The 14,861-nt window shown below is 71.6% G+C and carries 15 protein-coding genes; 8 read left to right on the forward strand and 7 right to left on the reverse strand.

The annotated features are described in order from the left end of the window. The first annotated feature begins 1 nt into the window (after position 1). Positions 2–1,309, forward strand: coding sequence for a helix-turn-helix transcriptional regulator (locus ACOBQU_RS12705; protein ID WP_423626707.1), 1,308 nt, complete (start codon positions 2–4; stop codon positions 1,307–1,309). Positions 1,310–1,544: 235 nt separating this feature from the next. On the opposite strand, the gene ACOBQU_RS12710 is transcribed toward ACOBQU_RS12705, so the two are convergent. The 4 genes from ACOBQU_RS12710 to ACOBQU_RS12725 all read right to left on the reverse strand — a co-directional run bounded on the left by ACOBQU_RS12710 (position 1,545) and on the right by ACOBQU_RS12725 (position 5,137). Then, a complete protein-coding gene (locus ACOBQU_RS12710) occupies positions 1,545–2,105 on the reverse strand; it encodes a Clp protease N-terminal domain-containing protein (protein ID WP_423626709.1) in 561 nt (186 codons plus the stop codon). Then, entirely contained in the window at positions 2,105–2,314 is a 210-nt protein-coding gene (locus ACOBQU_RS12715; protein ID WP_030687611.1) for a helix-turn-helix domain-containing protein, read from the reverse strand. The genes ACOBQU_RS12710 and ACOBQU_RS12715 overlap by 1 nt, the downstream gene beginning before the upstream one ends. 105 nt (positions 2,315–2,419) lie before the next feature. Next, positions 2,420–3,382, reverse strand: coding sequence for a zinc-binding dehydrogenase (locus tag ACOBQU_RS12720; protein ID WP_423626710.1), 963 nt, complete (start codon positions 3,380–3,382; stop codon positions 2,420–2,422). A gap of 540 nt (positions 3,383–3,922) precedes the next feature. Beyond that, positions 3,923–5,137: an NAD(P)-dependent malic enzyme gene (locus ACOBQU_RS12725; protein WP_423626712.1), complete on the reverse strand. Its 1,215-nt coding sequence runs from the start codon at positions 5,135–5,137 to the stop codon at positions 3,923–3,925. A gap of 641 nt (positions 5,138–5,778) precedes the next feature. On the opposite strand from ACOBQU_RS12725, the gene ACOBQU_RS12730 reads away from it, so the two are divergent. From ACOBQU_RS12730 to ACOBQU_RS12740, 3 genes are all read left to right on the forward strand, one after another. Next, entirely contained in the window at positions 5,779–6,744 is a 966-nt protein-coding gene (locus ACOBQU_RS12730; RefSeq protein WP_423626714.1) for an ABC transporter substrate-binding protein, read from the forward strand. Positions 6,745–6,998: 254 nt separating this feature from the next. Beyond that, positions 6,999–7,946: an amino acid ABC transporter permease gene (locus ACOBQU_RS12735; RefSeq protein WP_423626716.1), complete on the forward strand. Its 948-nt coding sequence runs from the start codon at positions 6,999–7,001 to the stop codon at positions 7,944–7,946. After that, positions 7,943–8,704: an amino acid ABC transporter ATP-binding protein gene (locus ACOBQU_RS12740; protein WP_423626718.1), complete on the forward strand. Its 762-nt coding sequence runs from the start codon at positions 7,943–7,945 to the stop codon at positions 8,702–8,704. The genes ACOBQU_RS12735 and ACOBQU_RS12740 overlap by 4 nt, the downstream gene beginning before the upstream one ends. 207 nt (positions 8,705–8,911) lie before the next feature. On the opposite strand, the gene ACOBQU_RS12745 is transcribed toward ACOBQU_RS12740, so the two are convergent. Next, the gene (locus ACOBQU_RS12745) at positions 8,912–9,685 is read right to left on the reverse strand and encodes a methyltransferase domain-containing protein (RefSeq protein WP_423626720.1); all 774 of its coding nucleotides are present in this window, start codon (positions 9,683–9,685) and stop codon (positions 8,912–8,914) included. Between the two features lie 117 nt (positions 9,686–9,802). On the opposite strand from ACOBQU_RS12745, the gene ACOBQU_RS12750 reads away from it, so the two are divergent. Next, the gene (locus ACOBQU_RS12750) at positions 9,803–10,432 is read left to right on the forward strand and encodes a CGNR zinc finger domain-containing protein (RefSeq protein ID WP_423626722.1); all 630 of its coding nucleotides are present in this window, start codon (positions 9,803–9,805) and stop codon (positions 10,430–10,432) included. Here ACOBQU_RS12750 and sodX read toward each other — a convergent pair. Then, complete coding sequence (sodX, locus tag ACOBQU_RS12755) at positions 10,336–10,797, reverse strand: nickel-type superoxide dismutase maturation protease (protein ID WP_423626724.1); 462 nt, start codon at positions 10,795–10,797, stop codon at positions 10,336–10,338. The two genes, ACOBQU_RS12750 and sodX, sit on opposite strands and share 97 nt — an antisense overlap. 143 nt (positions 10,798–10,940) lie before the next feature. On the opposite strand from sodX, the gene sodN reads away from it, so the two are divergent. The 3 genes from sodN to ACOBQU_RS12770 all read left to right on the forward strand — a co-directional run bounded on the left by sodN (position 10,941) and on the right by ACOBQU_RS12770 (position 13,606). After that, positions 10,941–11,336 (forward strand): superoxide dismutase, Ni, encoded by a 396-nt coding sequence (gene sodN / locus ACOBQU_RS12760; RefSeq protein ID WP_030683420.1) that lies wholly within the window; start codon positions 10,941–10,943, stop codon positions 11,334–11,336. 240 nt (positions 11,337–11,576) lie between these two features. Beyond that, complete coding sequence (locus tag ACOBQU_RS12765) at positions 11,577–12,764, forward strand: GTP-binding protein (RefSeq protein WP_423626726.1); 1,188 nt, start codon at positions 11,577–11,579, stop codon at positions 12,762–12,764. Then, a complete protein-coding gene (locus ACOBQU_RS12770; protein ID WP_423626728.1) occupies positions 12,686–13,606 on the forward strand; it encodes a hypothetical protein in 921 nt (306 codons plus the stop codon). The genes ACOBQU_RS12765 and ACOBQU_RS12770 overlap by 79 nt, the downstream gene beginning before the upstream one ends. Before the next feature lie 242 nt (positions 13,607–13,848). Here ACOBQU_RS12770 and ACOBQU_RS12775 read toward each other — a convergent pair whose 3' ends face one another. After that, on the reverse strand, positions 13,849–14,778 hold the full coding sequence (locus ACOBQU_RS12775; protein WP_423626730.1) for a sigma-70 family RNA polymerase sigma factor: 930 nt from the start codon (positions 14,776–14,778) through the stop codon (positions 13,849–13,851). Between the last annotated feature and the right edge of the window lie 83 nt (positions 14,779–14,861).

A 14,861-nucleotide genomic window follows, 5' to 3' on the forward strand; every position in this document is an offset into this window, starting at 1 on the left:
GATGCCCCCCGTGTTCGCCCACGGCCGTCTGCGCCTGTACCTGCTCAAGCTCCTGGACGAGGCCCCCCGCCATGGCTACGAGGTGATCCGCCTCCTCGAAGAGCGCTTCCAGGGCCTGTACGCCCCCTCCGCGGGCACCGTCTATCCCCGCCTGGCCAAGCTGGAGGCCGAGGGCCTGGTGACGCACACCACGGAGGGCGGCCGCAAGGTCTACGCGATCACGGACGCCGGGCGGGCCGAGCTGGCCGACCGCAGTGGCGAGCTGGCCGACCTGGAGCTGGAGATCCGTGAGTCGGTCGCCGAGTTGGCCGCGGAGATCCGCGACGGCGTGCAGGGCGCGGCGGGCGAGGTGCGCCGCGAGATGCGAGCGGCCGCCCAGCAGGCGCGGACCGCTGGCAAGTCCGCCCCCCGCAGCGGCTTCCCGCACCCGGGCGACTTCCTCGACGGCGCCTGGACGGACACCGAGGGCTGGCGCCAGGCCAAGGAGGAGTTCCGGCGCGCGCGGCAGGAGTGGAAGGAGCAGGCCCGGCGCGCGAAGGACGAGAGCCGCAGGGCCCGCGAGGAGGCGCAGCGGGCTCGGCGCCAGGCGCGGGACGCCCAGGAGAAGGCGCGCGAAGAGGCCCAGGAAGAGTGGCAGCGCATGGCTCGACGGGTGCAGGAGCAGGTGCAGGACCACTTCGCGCGCGGCGACTGGCCGACGGGGGTCCGTGAGGGCCTCGCCGAGCTGGCCAAGGAGTTCGGCGAGCTGGGCAGAGAGTTCGGCAAGGACTTCGTCGTCGACTTGAGCAGGGACTTCGGCTGCGCCCCGACGACCGAGGACGAGCAGGACGGCGACACCGCGTACGAGGACACGCCGGACGGCACGCGGGCCTGGGCCCACGACGCGAGCACCAGCGAGACACGTGACCGCGACGCCCGAAAGGACAGCACACGACGGGACGACCCGCGGCACGGCGACGGCGAGCGGCGCGACGGCTCCCCGCAGGGCACGCAGGGCACCTCCCCGTACGGCGACGCTGCGGAGCAGGGCGGGCGGGACGAGGGCGCGGCGGCGTCGGACCCCCTGTTCATGGCGAAGCCCGACGGGGTGCCGGTGGAGTACGTCCCGGAGTGGGCCGATGAGGATGCGATCCGTTCGTCCGGGGAGCCCGGCCGCGATCTGGAGCGGCTCCTGGACCGCTTCCGGGATGACATCCGGGACGCGGCCCGCGACCACGGGGTGTCCGAGGACCAGCTTCGCGACATCCGCCGCCAGCTGTCGCAGGCCGCCGCCCACATCGCCGCCAGCCTGCACCAGCCGCGCGCCTGACGCCATGCCCACCCTTCGGCCGCCCCGCGCCCCGGCGAATCGCCGACGTGGGGCGGCCCACCCCGCCCCGTCGGCCCACGCCGTCCCGTCGGCCCACCCCGCCCCGTCGGCCCACCCCGCCCCGTCGGCCCACCCCGCCCCGTCGGCCCACCCCGCCCCGTCGGCCCACCCCGCCCCGTCGGCCCGCCCCACGTCGGCGGCCCACCCCGCACCGGAGGCGCACCGGCCGGGCGGCTCAGGCCTGGTAGAGCACCCGCTCGACCCCGGCCCGCGTCACCCCGTGGTCCGCGAGGGTCTCGGCGACGACGCACCGCCGGGTCGTCAGGGCCAGGAGGATGTGCTCGTCGCCGATGACCCGTTCCTCGCGGGCCACGGCGATGCGCAGGGCGAGGACCAGCGTGTCCTTGGCCTCCCGCTGGAAGGGGCGGTGTCCGAGGCGCGTCGCGAGACGTCCGCGCGGGCGACCGGCGCCGACCCCCGCAAGGACCCCCGCCCCATGGGCCTGCTCGACGCGGCGGACGATCTGGTCGACGTCGATGCCGAGCCCGGCCAGCGCCTCGGTCTCGGCCTGGGTGAGTCCGCCCCGGCGGCGCGCGTCGGCCAGGGCCCGGGTGATCTCCTCGCGGCGCCGGTCGGCCCCGAGGGCGGCCAGGGCGAAGGAGGCACGGCTGCCCTCGCGGTCGAGGAGGGCGAGCAGCACATGGCCGTTGTCGATCGCGTCGGCGCCCTCCCGCTCGCAGTGCTCGACGGCCCCCGTGACCACGGCACGCGCACTCTTGGTGAACCGCTCGAACATCACTGCCTCCCGTACTTCTTGTGCACGGCCTGCCTGCTGACGCCGAGTTCCGCGGCGATCTCCTGCCACGACCAGCCCTGCTGGCGCGCGCTGCGCACCTGCACGGCCTCAAGCTGCTCCACGAGTCGCCGCAGGGCGGTGACGGCCCGCAGCCCGACCCGTGGATCGCGGTCGCCCGCGCGCTCGGCGAGATCCGTTGCTTCGGTCATGGTGTCAACGTAGGTTGACACCCCCTCTGGTGTCAACTGTGGTTGACACCAGAGGGGGTGGGTGCCGCGAACCCAAGCCCGAAACCCGACCCGAAGCCGGACCCGTCACACAGTGAGCACGATCTTGCCGAACTGGCCGCCGTCCTCCAGGCGCTCGAAGCCCTCGCGGGCGCGGTCGAGCGGCAGGACCTCGTCGATGACGGGCCGTACGCCGGTGTGGGCGCAGAACGACAGCAGGTCCTCCAGTTCGTCCTTCGAGCCCATCGTGGAGCCGACGATCTTGAGTTCGAGGAAGAAGACCCGGGTCAGCTCGGCGTGCGAGGGGCGGTCGCCGGACGTGGCGCCGGAGATCACCAGCGTGCCGCCGGGGCGCAGCGACTTGATGGAGTGGGACCAGGTGGCGGCGCCGACCGTCTCGATGACCGCGTCGACCCGCTCGGGCAGCCTCGCCCCGGACGGGACCGCCTCCACCGCGCCCAGGTCCAGGGCCCGCTTGCGCTTGGCCTCGTCGCGGCTGGTGGCGAAGACCCTGAGGCCCGCCGCCTTGCCCAGCACGATGGCGGCCGTCGCGACGCCGCCGCCGGCGCCCTGGACGAGAACGGAGTCGCCGGGGCGCACGCCGGCGTTGGTGAACAGCATGCGGTACGCCGTGAGCCAGGCCGTGGGCAGGCAGGCGGCCTCGGCGAAGGACAGCTCCCTCGGCTTGGGCAGCACGTTCCAGGTGGGGACGGAGACCTGCTCGGCGAAGGTGCCCTGGTACTTCTCGGTGAGGAGGGTGCGGCGCTCACGGGGGCCGACGCCGTGGCCGGACTGGCCGATGACGGAGTGCAGGACGACCTCGTTGCCGCCCTCGTCGACGCCCGCCGCGTCACAGCCGAGGATCATCGGGAGCTTGTCCTCGTCGAGGCCGACTCCGCGCAGGGACCACAGGTCGTGGTGGTTCAGCGATGCGGCCTTGACGTTCACGGTCGACCAGCCCGGGCGGGACTCGGGGGCTGGCCGCTCCCCCAACTCCAGGCCACGCAACGGCTGGTCACGGTCGATTCGGGCAGCGTAGGCAGCGAACATGCACCTGACCATATGCGCGCGCCCGGCCCTTAGGAACGGGACACGGATGTGACCCAGCCCGCTCGCCTGCGCCCCCGAGGCAGCCTCCAGACGGCCTGCGGGGCGGCCGCGGCCCCCGACCCTCCCGTCCGCCCAGCCAGCTCGCCCGGCTTCCCGGCCCCCGGGCTCCCCGGCTCCCCAGCCACCCAGCCCGCTCCCCCTGCCCAGCCCCCGCGCACCCCACAAGCCGCCACCGGCGGGCAACCCCCAGCAGAGGCGCCCGCCCAGGTGCAACCGGCAACAGGCGGGCGGGGCGGCGGACAGGCGGACAGGCGAACAGGCGAACAGGCGGACAGGCGAACAGGCGAACAGGCGAACAGGCGGACAGGCGAACAGGCGAACAGGCGAACAGGCGGGCAAGCGGGCAAGCGGACAGGCGGGCAAGCGGGCAAGCGGGCAAGCGGGCAGGCGGGCAGGCGGGCAGGCGGGCAGGCGGGCAGGCGGGCAGGCGGGCAGGCGGGCAGGCGGGCAGAGCAGAACCCACCGGCCCGCCGCGAGGCGTCAGCGGCGCGCGACCCCTTCGGCCCGCGCCGCCGCGGCCACCGCCGCGGTCACGGCGGGGGCCACCCGCTCGTCGAACGGCGACGGAATCACGTACGAGGCGGACAGTTCGTCCCCGACCACGTCGGCCAGCGCGTCGGCCGCCGCGATCTTCATGCCCTCCGTGATCCGTGAGGCCCGCACCTGGAGGGCGCCCGCGAAGATGCCGGGGAAGGCGAGGACGTTGTTGATCTGGTTCGGGTAGTCCGAGCGGCCCGTCGCGACCACGGCGGCGTACTTGTGGGCGACGTCGGGGTGCACCTCGGGGTTCGGGTTGGCCATGGCGAACACGAAGGAGTTCGGGGCCATCGAGGCGACGGCGGCTTCGGGGACCGTACCTCCGGAGACGCCGATGAACACGTCCGCACCCGCGAGGGCGCTCTCCAGGGAGCCGCTGAGGCCCGCTTTGTTGGTCAGCTCGGCCAGCTCGTGCTTGACCGGCGTGAGGTCGTCCCGGTCCCGGCTGACGATGCCCTTGCGGTCCGCGACCGCGACGTCGCCGAGCCCGGCCTCGAGGAGGAACTTGGCGATGGCGACGCCCGCCGCGCCCGCGCCGGAGATCACGCCGCGCAGGTCGCCGAGGGTGCGGCCGGTGAGCCGGGCCGCGTTGCGCAGCGCGGCGAGGGTGACGACCGCCGTTCCGTGCTGGTCGTCGTGGAAGACCGGGATGTCGAGACGCTCCTGGAGCCGCCGCTCGATCTCGAAGCAGCGCGGCGCCGAGATGTCCTCCAGGTTCACGCCGCCGAAGGACGGGGCGAGGCGCACCACGGTGTCGATGATCTCGTCCGTGTCCGTGGTGCCGAGCGCGAGGGGCACCGCGTCGACGCCGCCGAACTGCTTGAAGAGGATGGCCTTGCCCTCCATCACCGGAAGGGAGGCCTCCGCCCCGATGTCACCGAGGCCGAGCACGGCGGTGCCGTCGGTGACGACGGCGACGACGTTCGACTTCCATGTGTAGTCGTGGACGAGTTCGGGCTGCTCGGCGATGGCGCTGCACACCTTCGCCACGCCGGGCGTGTACGCGAGGGACAGGTCGTCCTTGTCCCGGACCGGGACGGTCGCCTGGACGGCCATCTTGCCGCCGCGATGCAGCGCGAAGGCCGGATCGAAGGGCTCGTCGGCGCCTTCGGGACCCGTACTCGTACCGCTGCGAGGGTTGACGATCTCCGCTGCCACTGTGTCTGACCCCTTAGGTCTTCATGGTTGAGGGTGGTCCACTTCCTGGTGCAGAAGTGGGGCGGGCACCGCGTCCGTGCTGTCGCCGGGGACCGGTCGGTCCCCGGAGCCATGGGCCTGCCCGGCCCCCGGCTCTCCGCCTGACGGCGAAGCGGCTCTCCGCCTGACGGCGAAGCGATACTCCACCTCGCGGCGAAGCGGTACGGAAGTACGTACGAACGCGCGGGCACGCCGCACACGTGCCCTGAGCCCCGGATGAGGGGTGTAACCGTCTTTTCTACCGGATGCTTCCTGCCGCCGACGAGCCATATCTGTCTCAGTCCGACATGAACGGCGGGTTTCCGGCAGGAGCCGTAAAATAAATGTCCCATTTAATGGGAAATGCGCATTTGGGTGGTCCGCATAGCGAGATGAGGTGGTTATCGACCGACTGCCGCGTTTCGCCCCGCTCCGCCAATGTCCGCGACATCCCTGCCCGTTGGGGTCCGGGGAACGCCCGTTATCCGATTTTGACATCTCGGGCCCCCAGAATCGGACGGTCCGAATGGCAAGATGCCTCATCACACGAGGTCGCGACGCCCGAAGGTGTGTGCACGACCCCACATCCCACATGGCTACTCCCCATCCGCCGGAGGACCCCTATGAGCGCAGGCACCCCTAGTCGCACGACCGATGCGAAGTCCGCGAAGTCCCGGATCGTCGCTGTCGGCGCGATCGCGGTCGCCGGCTCGCTGCTCCTGACCGGCTGCGGCGACCAGCGGGACAACAAGGGCGACGGCGGCAAGAAGGTCGTCGACGCGCCCCTTTCCGACATGCTGCCCGCGGACATCCGCAACAAGGGCGTCATCAAGGTCGGCTCGGACATCGCCTATCCGCCCGTCGAGTTCAAGGACAAGGAGGACGGCAAGACCGTCGGCATCGACCCGGACATCGCCGAGGCCATGGGCAAGCAGCTCGGCGTGGAGTTCGAGTTCGACAACGGCACCTTCGACACCCTGCTCGGCGGCCTGCGCTCCAAGCGCTACCACCTGGCGATGTCGGCGATGACCGACACCAAGAACCGCCAGGAGGGCATCGACGAGGAGACCGGCAAGAAGGTCGGCACCGGCGTCGACTTCGTCGACTACTTCGTCGCGGGCGTCTCCATCTACACCAAGAAGGGCGAGACCCAGGGCATCAAGACCTGGTCCGACCTGTGCGGCAAGAAGGTCGTGGTGCAGCGCGGCACGGTCTCGCACGACATGGCCAAGGCCGAGTCGAAGAAGTGCGGGGGCGGCAAGAAGATCGCGATCGAGTCCTTCGACAACGACCAGCAGGCCCAGACCCGGCTGCGCTCCGGCGGCGCGGACGCGGGCTCGTCGGACTTCCCGGTCGCGGCGTACGCCGTGAAGACCTCCGGCGGCGGCAAGGACTTCGAGCTGGTCGGCGAGCAGGTCGAGGCAGCTCCGTACGGCATCGCGGTCGCCAAGAACAACCCGAAGCTGCGCGACGCCATCAAGGCCGCCCTGGACGCGATCATCGCGAACGGCCAGTACGAGAAGATCATAAAGAAGTGGGGCGTCGAGGCAGGCGCGGTCAAGAAGGCCAAGATCAACGGCGGTTCGTGACCGGCCTCCGACCGCGTGCGGACGTACGCCCCTCAGACGTACGCCGCGCAGTCGTACGCCCCGCGGTCGTACGCCGCGCACACGGACACACCGCAGACGTACCCCTGCCGGTCGCATCGCTGCCGGTCGCACCCTGCCGGACCCGCACCGCGCGGCCAGGCACCGCGCGGCAGCACACCCCGCAGACGTGCACCCCGCAGTCGTACGCCTGTCAGCCGTACCCCTCGTCGCTCCGTCGCTGAAAGGCAACACCCGTGACAACGGACATCACCAAGTCGGGCGCGCCAGGCCCGCAGGACGAGCCGCCACGCGCCGCTCCGGAAGCCATCAGAGCCATCCCCGTACGGCACTACGGCCGCTACGTAGCGGCGGTCATCGCCCTCGGGGTGCTCGGCGCGATCATCTACGCCTTCTCCCAGGGCGACATCAACTGGGGTGCCATCCCCGACAACTTCTTCGACGAGCGCATCGTCAAGGGCGTCCGCGAGACGCTGATCCTGACGGTCCTGTCGATGCTCATCGGCATCGTCGGCGGCGTGATCCTGTCGGTGATGCGCCTGTCGAAGAACCCGGTGACCTCGTCGATCGCCTGGTTCTACATCTGGTTCTTCCGCGGCACGCCGGTCCTGGTCCAGCTCTTCGTCTGGTTCAACCTGGGCTTCGTCTTCGAGTACATCAACCTGGGGCCGATCTACCAGGACGAGTGGTCGGACTTCATGACGCCGTTCCTGACGGCGCTGCTCGGCCTCGGCCTGAACGAGGCCGCGTACATGGCGGAGATCTGCCGCGCCGGTCTGCTCTCGGTCGACGAGGGCCAGACGGAGGCCTCGCAGGCGCTCGGCATGAGCCACGGCAAGACGCTGCGGCGCATCATCATCCCGCAGGCGATGCGCGTGATCGTGCCGCCGACGGGCAACGAGGTCATCAACATGCTGAAGACGACCTCGCTGGTCGCGGCGGTGCAGTACTACGAACTGCTGCGCTACGCCCAGGACATCGGCACGTCGTCCGGCGCGACCGTCGAGGCGCTGTTCCTCGCCGCCACCTGGTACCTGATCATGACGTCGATCCTCAGCGTCGGCCAGTACTACCTGGAGCGGTACTACGCGCGCGGCTCGTCGCGCACCCTGCCGGACACCCCCTGGCAGAAGATCAAGGCCAACATGCTGGGACTCAGCAACCGCGGGGGAGGCATCCGATGACCGCCATGGTGAAGGCCGAGGGCGTCCACAAGTCGTTCGGCCACGTCGAGGTCCTCAAGGGCATCGACCTGGAAGTGAGGTCCGGCGAGGTCTTCTGCCTCATCGGCCCGTCGGGCTCCGGCAAGTCGACGTTCCTGCGCTGCATCAACCACCTGGAGAAGATCAACGCCGGGCGGTTGTACGTCGACGGGGAGCTGGTCGGCTACCGGCAGAAGGGCGACAAGCTGTACGAGCTCAAGGACAGCGAAGTGGCCATGAAGCGCCGGGACATCGGCATGGTCTTCCAGCGCTTCAACCTCTTCCCGCACATGACGGCCCTGGAGAACGTCATGGAGGCGCCGGTCCAGGTCAAGGGCCAGCCCAAGGCTGCGGCGCGGGAGCGCGCGGGGCAGCTCCTGGAGCGCGTCGGGCTCGCCGACAAGGCGAAGAACTACCCCTCGCAGCTCTCCGGCGGCCAGCAGCAGCGCGTGGCCATCGCCCGCGCGCTCGCCATGGACCCGAAGCTGATGCTGTTCGACGAGCCGACGTCCGCGCTGGACCCGGAGCTGGTCGGCGACGTGCTCGACGTGATGCGTGACCTGGCCGAGTCCGGCATGACGATGGTCGTCGTCACCCACGAGATGGGCTTCGCCCGCGAGGTCGGCGACAGTCTGGTCTTCATGGACGGCGGCGTGGTCGTGGAATCCGGCAATCCGCGGGATGTCCTGACCGATCCGCAGCACGAGCGGACGAAGTCGTTCCTGTCGAAGGTGCTGTAGCGGGTCCCCGGGCAGTACAGAAGACCGCGCACTACGTAGAGGGGCGGTACGGATCGGCGATCCGTACCGCCCCTCTACGTAGTGACGGGTCCTCCCCGTAGTGACGGGTCCTCCCCGTAGTGACGGGTCCTCCCCGTAGTGACGGGTTTCCTCCGTAGTGACGGGCTCTCCCCGTAGTGACGGGTTTCCGCGCGTCAGCTACGGCAGCTACTTCAGCGCGAGCACCATCGCGTCCGACGGCGCGGCCCACACCGTGCGTGCCTCGGCGAAGCCCGCCTCGCGCAGGGTGCGGGCGTGCCACTCGGCGGAGGGCGTGTCGCCGTCCGCGTGCTCCCCGTAGATCTCGAAGCGCTTGGCCGTGGGCTCGGCGAGCACCGGGTCCTTGGCGGCGAGCGCCCACCAGTCCGCCCAGTCGAGGGCGCCCCGCGCCTTGGCGGCGTCCTGGCGGCGGTGGCGCATCTCGCGGTCGGCGGCGTTGATGCGCGGGGTGGCGGGGTCGGGCATGTGGTCGGCGTTCAGGAACACACCGCCGTCGCGGACGAGCCCGGCGACCTGGCCGTAGAGCGCGGTCAGCGGCTCGCTGTGCAGCCAGTGCAGGGCGGTGGCGGTGAGCACGGCGTCGTACGCGTCGTGGGGCAGCGCGGACGGCCAGTCGGGGTCCTTCAGGTCGGCGGTGACGAAGGTGACGCGGTCGTCGCCCGCGAAGGTGCCCTCGGCGATCGCGAGCAGCGCCGGGTCGAGGTCGACGCCCGTGCTGGTGGCCTTCGGGAACCGCTTCAGGACGCGGTCGGTGATGCTGCCCGTGCCGCAGGCGAGGTCCAGGACGCGCGGCTCGGGGCCGACCAGCGCCTCGACCATGTCGAGCATCACGCGGAAGCGCTCCTCGCGGTCCGGCATGTACCACTCCTGCTGCCGGTCCCAACTGTCCTGCCAGGCCCGCCAGTCGGTCCCGAAGCCCGTACCGCTCGCCGTCTCCGTCACCGGAAGACCTCCGTCCCGTACTACGCTCGACTAGTCTCGGCAGGTAACACCCAGGATGGAAAAACGACTGTTACCTGACGCGCAGACGACGATAGCCCGCCCTCGTAAGGACTACAAGTGGAACTGGCCTATTACTCGGACTATGCCGTACGCCTGGTCAACACCGAGGAGCCGGGTCGCAACAAGGACACGCTGACGTCGGTGGAGGCGATCCGGGAGCTGTTCGGTGAGGGATCCGCGGTGGCCCGGCGCGCCACCGACGCGGACGTGACGCGCTTCCGTTCGGTGCGGGCCCGGCTCAGGTCGGTCTTCGAGGCGGCGGACGGCGGCGACGAGACGCTCGCCGTGGACCTGCTGAACTCGCTGCTCCTGGAGTTCCCGGTGAGCCCGCAGATCTCGGGCCACGACTACCGCGACGACGACGGGCGCCCGCTGTGGCACATGCACCTGGCGGACCACCCGTCCAACGCGACCTCGGGGTACGCGGCGATCGCGGCCATGGGGCTCGCCTTCCACCTCACCGAGTACGGCGTGGACCGGCTCGGCCTGTGCGAGGCGGCGCCGTGCCGCAACGCCTACCTGGACACCTCGACCAACCGCTCCCGGCGCTACTGCTCGGACCGCTGCGCGACCCGCGCGAACGTCGCGGCCTACCGCGCGCGCAAGCGCCTGGAGAGCGAGCGGTCGGCGAGCACCGGGCGCACGGCGGAGAAGGTCCAGGAGACCAGCGCGGCCAGCGAGAGCTGACGCCGCCCGGCCGCCTCCCGCTCCTCGCGGAACCTGCCGAGCGGCCGGAAGCGGCCCAGCACCCGGGCGAGCACCAGCTCTTCGGGCACCACTCCGTAGACGGTGCTGTCGCCCCCCGCGTTGTACGGATTGTCGCCGAGCACCCACCAGCCGCCCTCGCGCCGCTCCACCGCCCGCTTCACCACCAGCAGGTCCTGCTGGAGCGGATGCCGCAGGATCACCACGTCACCGGGGCGCGTCCGCGCGCCGTGCCGCACCAGCATCCAGTCGCCCGGATTCAGCGTGGGCACCATGGACGGCCCGTCGACCTCGATCAACTGGAACGGCACGCGTGTCTCCCGCCCGTCTGCCGTCATCTCCGGCATCAGACAACCTCCCGGTCCAATCCTCCACCAGTCCCAGTGTGACCCTGGACTTTTGTCGTAAGCCCATGGGGGCACTCGCGAAATCAGGTCTCTCACGGAGTAATGTCCCACCTGAGAAGACGATCACGAGGAAGGACAGCTCAATGCTCTCCCGCCTGTTTGCCCCCAAGGTGAAGGCCAGCGCCCACTGCGACCTGCCTTGCGGCGTGTACGACCCGGCCCAGGCCCGTATCGAGGCGGAGTCGGTCAAGGCCGTCCAGGAGAAGATGGCCGCCAACGACGACCCGCACTTCCAGGCCCGTGCCACGGTCATCAAGGAGCAGCGCGCCGAGCTCGCCAAGCACCACGTGTCGGTGCTCTGGAGCGACTACTTCAAGCCGCCGCACTTCGAGAAGTACCCGCAGCTGCACGTGCTGGTCAACGACACCCTGAAGGCCCTGTCGGCCGCCAAGGCGTCGACGGACCCGAAGACGGGCGAGAAGGCGCTGGAGCTCATCGCCGAGATCGACCGCATCTTCTGGGAGACCAAGAAGGCGTGACCCGCGGGCGGTTCGCCCACGGCTCCGTACGACGAAGGGGTCCCGCCGGACGTCCGGCGGGACCCCTTCGCCATGCCTGTCCGTCGACCGCGGGGGGTGCGGAGAAATCGGTTGCCGTGCGCGCGGGCGCCCTGCTGCACTGGTGACACCCGCCCCTCCCGACCCAGGAGCCCGGAATGCGCCAGACGTCCATGTCCCACCAGGAAGGAATCGACCCCCGTCACGAGGACATGACGCCTAGTGCCATCGCACACCCCCGCACACGCGCCGTCGCGCATCCTGAATCTGGGCATCCTGGCGCACGTAGACGCCGGTAAGACCAGCCTGACCGAGCGGCTGCTGCACGCCGCCGGTGTCGTCGACGAGCTCGGCAGCGTCGACGCCGGATCCACCCTGACCGACTCGCTCGCCCTTGAGCGGCGGCGCGGCATCACCATCAAGTCCGCGGTGGTGTCGTTCGCGCTTGACGACACCACGGTCAATGTCATCGACACCCCCGGCCACCCGGACTTCATCGCCGAGGTGGAGCGGGTCCTCAGCGTGCTGGACGGCGCGGTGCTCGTGGTGTCCGCCGTGGAGGGCGTGCAGCCGCAGACGCGCGTCCTGATGCGCACCCTGCGCCGCCTCGCGATCCCCACGCTCGTCTTCGTCAACAAGGTCGACCGGCACGGCGCCGACGGCGAGCGCGTCCTCGCCGACATCGCCCGGAGGCTCACGCCGTCCGTCGTCGCCATGGGCACGGTGCACGACGTCGGCACGCGCGCCGCGCGGGCCGTGCCGTTCGCCGACGACGACCCCGCCTTCACCGCGCGCCTCGCCGAGGTGGTCGCCGAGCACGACGATGCCGTCCTGGCCGCGTACGTCGAGGACGACGCCGACGCGCTGGCGCCCGGCGAGCTGCGCGCGGCGCTCGCCGCGCAGACCCGGCGGGCCGAGGCGCACCCGGTGCTCTTCGGCTCGGCCATCACCGGCACCGGACTCACCGCGCTGACCCGCGCCATCAGGGACCTGCTGCCCGCGGCGTCCGGCGCCGCGGACGGGCCCGTGGCGGGCGCCGTCTTCAAGGTCGAGCGCGGCGGTGCGGGCGAGAAGGTGGCGTACGCGCGGATGTTCTCGGGCACGCTGCGCGTCCGTGACCGGGTGCCGCTCGGGGACCAGGGCGGAGACGCCAAGGTCACCGCCGTCAGCGTCTTCGCTCAGGGCACGGACACCCGGCGGGACGCCGTGGCCGCCGGGCAGATCGCGCGGCTGTGGGGACTCGACGGCGTACGGATCGGGGATGTGCTCGGCGACGCGCGCGCCGTGCCCGACCGGCGCGCGGGCCACTTCGCGCCCCCACCCTGGAGACGGTGGTCGTGCCCCGGCGCCCCGGAGACAGGGGCGCCCTGCACGCCGCGCTCACCCAGCTCGCCGAGCAGGACCCGCTGATCGGCCTGCGGCGGGACCCGCTGCGGCAGGAGATCTCCGTGTCGCTGTACGGGGAGGTGCAGAAGGAGGTCATCGAGGCGACGCTCGCCGACGAGTACGGCGTCGGCGTCGACTTCCGCGAGACCAGCACGATCTGCGTGGAGCGGGTCCTCGGCACCGGGGAGCACGTGGAGGTCATCGACACCGGCGCGAATCCGTTCCTCGCGACGGTGGGGCTGCGCGTGGAGCCCGCTCCGGCGGGCGCCGGGGTGGAGTTCCGCCTCGGCGTCGAGCTCGGATCGATGCCGTACGCGTTCTTCAAGGCCGTCGAGGAGGCGGTCCGGGAGACGCTGCGGCAAGGGCTGTACGGCTGGGAGGTGCCCGACGCCGTCGTCACCATGACGCGCTGCGGGTACTGGCCGCGGCAGAGCCACGCGCACGCGGTGTTCGACAAGAGCATGTCCAGCACCGCCGGTGACTTCCGGCTGCTCACGCCGCTCGTCCTGATGGGCGCGCTGCGGCGGGCGGGCACGAGGGTGCACGAGCCGATGCACCGGTTCACGCTGACCGCCCCGGCCGAGGTGTTCGGCACGCTGCTGCCCGCCCTGGGCAGGCTGCGCGCGGTGCCGCACGCACCGGTGGTGCGCGGCTCCTCGTACGTCCTCGACGGCGTGGTCCCCGCGGCGCACGTGCACGGCCTTGAGCGGGCCCTTCCGGGACTCACGCGCGGCGAGGGGGAGGTGGAGACCGCGTTCGCCCACTACGAGGCCGTGCGGGGCGTCCCCCCGACGCGTCCGCGGACGGATCACGATCCGTTGGACTGGCGGGGGTATGTGCGGCGGGTTCGGGGGCGGACGGGGTGATGCCGGTGGTGGGGGGCGGGGGGCGCTGAGGGCTGTTCTGCTGGAGATACGGCTGCGTGTCTGGCCGGGGCCGTCGAGTTCCTGGGGGCTGGGGGCCGCCAGGGCATGAGTCGGGGGCGAGGGGGTGCCCCGGGGGAGGGACGTAGGGGGACGCGGGGGGCGTAGAGGGACGGGGGGCGTAGAGGGACGCGGGGGGGCGCAGGCCACCAGCCCGCGCCCCCTGGGCCCGCCCCCCCGATGGGTCAGCCCCCGTCCTCGGCGTCCCTGAGCGCCGCGACCGTCGCCTCGTCGACGAGGGTGCTCAGCCGGTCGCGGTCCGCCAGGATGTTGATCTCCACGATCCTGCCGTCCCGTACGGTGAACTCCCCGACCGAGAAGGCCTTGCCGTCCAGCAGCGACACGTGCCCCACCCGGCCGTTGACCAGCGCCAGATAGGTGCTGCCCGCGAGCGAGCCGAACGAGCGCGCCCCCGCGACCACCGACGCGGCCCCGCGCACGAGCCGCGACAGGCCACCGACGTCGCCGCCGTCCGCCCGCAACACCACGTCCGGGTCGAGGAGTTCGAGCAGCGCGTCGAAGTCGCCGCCGCGCGCCGCCGCGAGGAACGCCTCGACCACCTCGCGCTGCCTGGCCCGGTCCGGGTCCGGCACCGGCGCCGCGTCCCGCACCCGGCGGCGGGCCCGGCTCGCCAGCTGCCGGGTCGCGGCGGGGGCGCGCTCCACGATCGGCGCGATGTCCTCGAACGGCACGGCGAACATGTCGTGCAGCACGAAGGCGAGCCGCTCCGCGGGGCCCAGCGTGTCGAGGACGACGAGCAGCGCGAGCCCCACCGAGTCGGTGAGCAGCGCCTCTTCCTCGGGGTCGTGGGCTTCCCCGCGGCCGGGCAGGGGGCGCACTTCGGGGTCGGGTACGAAGGTGCCGGGCACGTCGAGGGGCTGCTCGCCCCGCTGCTGGCGGGACCGCAGCATGTCCAGGCAGACGCGGCCCACGACCGTCGTCAGCCAGCCGCTCAGGTTCCGCACGCCGTCGCTGTCGGCGCGGCTGAGCTTCAGCCAGGTCTCCTGGACGGCGTCCTCGGCCTCGCTCAGGGAGCCGAGCATGCGGTAGGCGACTGACTTCAGACGGGGCCGGTTCTCTTCGAAACGCCGCGCCAGAAGGCTGGTTCCGTCCATCCGTCACATTCCTTCGTCGTGATCCGTCATAGCAGTGACGCGCCCGAGCGGGGGCGCGCCGCAGGCCGACACCGCAGTGCCGA

The sequence above is a fragment of the Streptomyces sp. G45 genome, from assembly GCF_049542095.1.
Lineage (GTDB): Bacteria > Actinomycetota > Actinomycetes > Streptomycetales > Streptomycetaceae > Streptomyces.

What these genes read in the sequence shown, in the direction of transcription:
- ACOBQU_RS12705 (WP_423626707.1), top strand. Translation starts at nt 2, where the DNA reads ATGCCCCCCGTGTTCGCCCACGGCCGTCTGCGCCTGTACCTGCTCAAG.
- ACOBQU_RS12710 (WP_423626709.1), bottom strand. Translation starts at nt 2,105, where the DNA reads ATGTTCGAGCGGTTCACCAAGAGTGCGCGTGCCGTGGTCACGGGGGCC.
- ACOBQU_RS12715 (WP_030687611.1), bottom strand. Translation starts at nt 2,314, where the DNA reads ATGACCGAAGCAACGGATCTCGCCGAGCGCGCGGGCGACCGCGATCCA.
- ACOBQU_RS12720 (WP_423626710.1), bottom strand. Translation starts at nt 3,382, where the DNA reads ATGTTCGCTGCCTACGCTGCCCGAATCGACCGTGACCAGCCGTTGCGT.
- ACOBQU_RS12730 (WP_423626714.1), top strand. Translation starts at nt 5,779, where the DNA reads ATGAGCGCAGGCACCCCTAGTCGCACGACCGATGCGAAGTCCGCGAAG.
- ACOBQU_RS12740 (WP_423626718.1), top strand. Translation starts at nt 7,943, where the DNA reads ATGACCGCCATGGTGAAGGCCGAGGGCGTCCACAAGTCGTTCGGCCAC.
- sodX (WP_423626724.1), bottom strand. Translation starts at nt 10,797, where the DNA reads ATGCCGGAGATGACGGCAGACGGGCGGGAGACACGCGTGCCGTTCCAG.
- sodN (WP_030683420.1), top strand. Translation starts at nt 10,941, where the DNA reads ATGCTCTCCCGCCTGTTTGCCCCCAAGGTGAAGGCCAGCGCCCACTGC.
- ACOBQU_RS12775 (WP_423626730.1), bottom strand. Translation starts at nt 14,778, where the DNA reads ATGGACGGAACCAGCCTTCTGGCGCGGCGTTTCGAAGAGAACCGGCCC.